We start from the raw sequence: 4,378 nt of genomic DNA, 5'->3' as shown, positions 1-4,378 counted from the left end.
AGAAGGACCGCCGCCCCGGCGACATCCTCTCCGAGGTGCGCGCCCTGGTCGACGAGGGCGTGCTGGAGGTGACCCTGCTGGGGCAGAACGTCAACTCCTACGGCGTCGAGTTCGGCGACCGCTACGCCTTCGGGAAGCTGCTGCGGGCCTGCGGTGACGTCGAGGGTCTGGAGCGGGTCCGGTTCACCAGCCCGCACCCGAAGGACTTCACCGACGACGTGATCGCCGCGATGGCCGAGACGCCCAACGTCTGCCACTCGCTGCACATGCCGCTCCAGTCCGGCTCCGACGACGTGCTGCGGGCGATGCGCCGCTCCTACCGCTCCGAGAAGTACCTGGGGATCATCGAGAAGGTCCGGGCGGCCATGCCGGACGCGGCGATCACCACCGACATCATCGTCGGCTTCCCCGGCGAGACCGACGCCGACTTCGAGCGCACCCTCGACGTGGTGCGCGCGGCCCGCTTCTCGTCGGCGTTCACCTTCCAGTACTCCAAGCGCCCCGGCACGCCGGCCGCGACCATGGACGGCCAACTGCCCAAGCAGGTCGTGCAGGAGCGGTACGAGCGGCTGATCGCCACGGTGGAGGAGATCACCTGGGCGGAGAACCGGAAGCTGGTCGGGGAGACCGTCGAGGTGCTGGTCGCGGTCGGCGAGGGGCGCAAGGACGAGCGCACCGGCCGGCTGTCCGGCCGGGCCCGGGACGGCCGCCTCGTGCACTTCGACGCCGGGTCGCTGGCGGGGCAGATCCGCCCGGGCGACATCGTGCACACCACGGTCACCTACGCCGCCCCGCACCACCTCAACGCCGACGGGGAGCCGCTGTCGCACCGGCGGACCCGGGCCGGCGACGCGGCCGAGGCGGGGCGCGCCCCGCGTACCCCCGGGGTGCTGCTCGGGCTGCCGACGATCGGCGCGCCGGCCGCGGTGCCCGCCCCCACCGGCGGCTGCGCCGCGCACTGACCGACCGTCGACGGCCGGGACCGCCCCGTGGCGGCCCCGGCCGTCGCGTCTCAGCAGGCGGTGCCGTTGAGCTTCACGGACGCGGGCGCGGAGGCCGCGCCGTTGGCGGTGAAGCCGATGGTCACCGAGGCGCCCGGCGCGAGCGACGGCGCCCAGGTCGGCGCGGCCGCGGTGACGGTGCCGCCGGACTGGGTGACGGTCGCGTTCCAACCGCTGCCCAGCGTGACCCCGGACGGCCACGTCCAGGTCACCGACCACGGGTTCACCGTGCTGGTGCCGGTGTTCTTCACCGTCAGCTCGCCCTGGAAGCCACCCTGCCAGGCGTTGGTCTGCTTGTAGGTCGCGGTGCAGCCGCCGGTCGGGGCCGGCGTGGTCGGCGCCGGCGACGTGTCCGGGGTGCGGGTCGGCGACGGGCTGGTGGTGCCGCCACCGCCCACCGGCGGGATCAGGTACGGCTGGAGGATGTCCTGCTTGGCCTGGTTGATGGTGGTCCAGTCGTCGTTGGCGATGCCGCCGGTGTCACCTGAGTTCGGGTTCCACGACCAGTAGGTGAAGGACATCCCGGTCACCCCGGTCCCGGTGTAGGCCATCAGGTTCTGCAGCCACACCTTGTCCTTCGGGTCCTGCAGCGTGCTGCCGAACTCGCCCATCATGATCGGCGCGATGTTCTGCTTGTAGAGGTAACCCCAGTACCTGTCCCAGATGGCCGGCATGTTCGCCGGGTAGCTCGGGTCGTCGAACCAGGTCTGGCGGTAGACCGACGTGGCGTACTCGTGCGGGGAGTAGACCAGCCGGTTGGCCACGTTGAGCCGGACCGGGAACTGACCGGCCTTCGACAGGTTGCCGCCCCACCAGCCGCAGTCCTCGTCGTTGCTGGGGTCGTTGTCCCAGACGTTCGACAGGCCGCCGCTCGGGCAGCTCACCCCCTCCACGAAGATCAACCAGTTCGGCTGCACCCCGAGGATCGCGTTGCCGGCCCGCTCGGCGGCCAGCCGCCAGTCCCGGGCCGTGTCGCCGCAGCCCCAGCACGCGCCGGTGGCCGCCGGGTTGGTGCCCTCGGCGTGCGGCTCGTTGTGCAGGTCCGCCCCGATCACCGTGGGGTTGTTCGCGTACCGCTGGGCGAGCATCTTCCAGTCGGCGATCCAGGTCGCCTCGGAGACCGTCGAGGTGTACCAGAGCGGCGACTGCCCGGCCGAGGTGGGCCGGTGCCGGTCCAGGATGACCCGCATGCCCTTGCTGCCCGCGTAGTCGATGACCTTGTCGAGGATCTGCAGCGGGGAGAGCCCGACCAGGTCCGGGTTGACGAAGTCGTTGATGCCGGTGGCCGTCGCGCCCGGCTTCAGCGCGTCGTTCGAGTAGGGGATGCGCAGCGTGTTGTAGCCCAGCCGGGCCATGGTGTCGAGCTGGCCGCGCCACGGGTTGCTCGACCACAGACCGTGGAAGGTCTTGTTGTCGGTCTCCATGCCGAACCAGTTGATGCCGGTGAGCCGGACCGTGGCCCCCGTGCTGTCGACGATCTTGTTGCCGCTGGTGTGCAGGTAGCCGGTGCCGGTCCCGCCGGTGGCGGCGGCGGCCGGGGTGGTGCTGACGGCGGCGGCGACGAGGACGCCGGCCGCGGCGGTGGCGAGCGCCGCGAGGGCGCCGCCGAGGGCGGTGGGTCGGTGCATGGCGAGCTCCACTTCGGATGCCCGCGCCGCGCGAGCGCCGCGGGCGGAAAGACCAGGGGAGACGGCCCGCTCGTCATCGAGTACGCGGACAGCGCGCGCCGGGCCGTGTCACGTGGACGGCCACTCGCGGAGAGGCACCGGCGAATCCCGACGGCGGGTCGTGCCGTCGTGCCCTCGCGCCGGTGCGGAACCTGGCTCTGCCGCCCATTTTGATCAGCCCGTCTCGATGCGTCAACACGCGACCCGGGAGCCGCGCCGAGAAGGCGCTTTCCCGTCCCGTCCGGCGGCGGACACGGAAGAGCCCCCGGTCCCGAGGCGGGACCGGGGGCTCCGGTGAGGCTGAACTCAGCCGGCCTGCTCGGCCAGCTGGAGGAACTGCCGCTTTGAGGCGAGCGCCTGCTCGGCCTCCTTGATCCGGCGGGCGTCGCCGGCCGCCTGCGCCCGGGCCAGCCGCTCCTCGGCCTCGGCGACCTGGGCCCGCATCTGGGCCAGCAGCGGGTTGTCCTCCTTGGAGGTGCGCCGCCACGCCGAGTCCATGACCTCGCGGACCTTGTCGTCGACGGCACGCAGCCGCCGCTCCAGCCCGGCGGCGGCCTCGCGGGGCACCCGGCCGGCCTCGTGCCACTGCGCCTGGATCTCCCGCAGCTTCGCCTGGGCGCCCTTCGGGTCGCCGTCGACGTCGAGCGCCTCCGCCTCGGCCAGCAGGGCCTGCTTGCGCTCGAGGTTGGCGCGCTGCTCGTTGTCGCGGGCCGAGAAGACCTCGCTGCGCCGGGTGAAGAACTCGTCCTGCGCCGCCCGGAACCGTTCCCAGAGCTTCTGCTCGGCCTCCTTGGAGGCGCGCGGCGCGGCCTTCCACTGGGCCATCAGGTCCTTGAGCTGGTTTGCCGTGGCGCCCCAGTCGGTCGACTCCTTGAGCTTCTCGGCCTCGGCGACCAGCTCCTCCTTGATCCCCTGCGCCTGCTTGCGCTGCTGGTCGAGGGAGGCGAAGTGGGCGCCCCGGCGGCGGGTGAAGCCGTCACGCGCGGCGGCGAACCGCTTCCACAGCTCACCGTCGGCCTTCTTGTCGACCCCGCGGATGGTCTTCCACTCGTCGAGGATCTCCTTGAGCCGGTCGCCGGCGGTCTTCCAGCCGGTCGACTCGGCGGCCAGCTTCTCCGCCTCCTCGACCAGGGCGGTCTTGCGCGCCAGTGCCTCGCCACGGGCGGCGTCCCGGGCGGCCCGGGCCTCGCCGGCCTTCTCCTCGGCCACCGCGGCCAGCTTGTCGAGGCGGGCGGCCAGGGCGTCGATGTCCCCGACGACGTGCGCCTCGGCCAGCGAGGCGCGGATCCGCCGGATCGTGGTCAGCGAGTGGCCGGCGTCCGCCGCGCCCGAGTTGAGCCGGGCCTCGGTCAGGTCCACCTCCGTCACCAGGTCGGCGAAGCGCCGGGCGAAGTGGGCGAGCCCTTCCTCCGGTGCCCCTGCCTGCCAGGATCCGACCACCCGCTCGCCCTCGGCGGTCTTGACGTAGACGGTGCCGTCCTCGTCGACCCGTCCGAAGGCAGTCCAGTCGCTCATGTGCCCATCCTCGTTCTCCCGGCGTCGACGGGACACCTCCCGCGATCGCCGCCACGGCGCAGCAAAGTTTCTCCCGGCATTGTCACAGGTCCGACCCGGTCCGTGTCGAGCGCCTGTCGTCGACCGTGACCATACGGTGTCGTAGCGCCTCGATGACCGGATCGGCGCGGGGACGCACCGGGGGATACGGATAGG

At 72.4% G+C, this 4,378-nt stretch carries 3 protein-coding genes; 1 reads left to right on the top strand and 2 read right to left on the bottom strand.

The features are described from left to right. Positions 1–962 (top strand): MiaB/RimO family radical SAM methylthiotransferase (locus ACW0Q9_RS29350; RefSeq protein WP_456186827.1); only part of this gene is annotated, 962 nt, incomplete at its 5' end. Between the two features lie 50 nt (positions 963–1,012). Here ACW0Q9_RS29350 and ACW0Q9_RS29345 read toward each other — a convergent pair. Together ACW0Q9_RS29345 and ACW0Q9_RS29340 are read right to left on the bottom strand one after the other, a co-directional pair. Then, positions 1,013–2,629 (bottom strand): cellulase family glycosylhydrolase, encoded by a 1,617-nt coding sequence (locus ACW0Q9_RS29345; RefSeq protein ID WP_456186825.1) that lies wholly within the window; start codon positions 2,627–2,629, stop codon positions 1,013–1,015. 345 nt (positions 2,630–2,974) lie between these two features. Then, entirely contained in the window at positions 2,975–4,183 is a 1,209-nt protein-coding gene (locus ACW0Q9_RS29340) for a DUF349 domain-containing protein (RefSeq protein ID WP_456186823.1), read from the bottom strand. Between the last annotated feature and the right edge of the window lie 195 nt (positions 4,184–4,378).

The organism is Micromonospora sp. I033, assembly GCF_053890995.1.
Note: the sequence above shows the minus strand (reverse complement) of the source record. Positions and strands in the feature narration are given on the sequence as shown.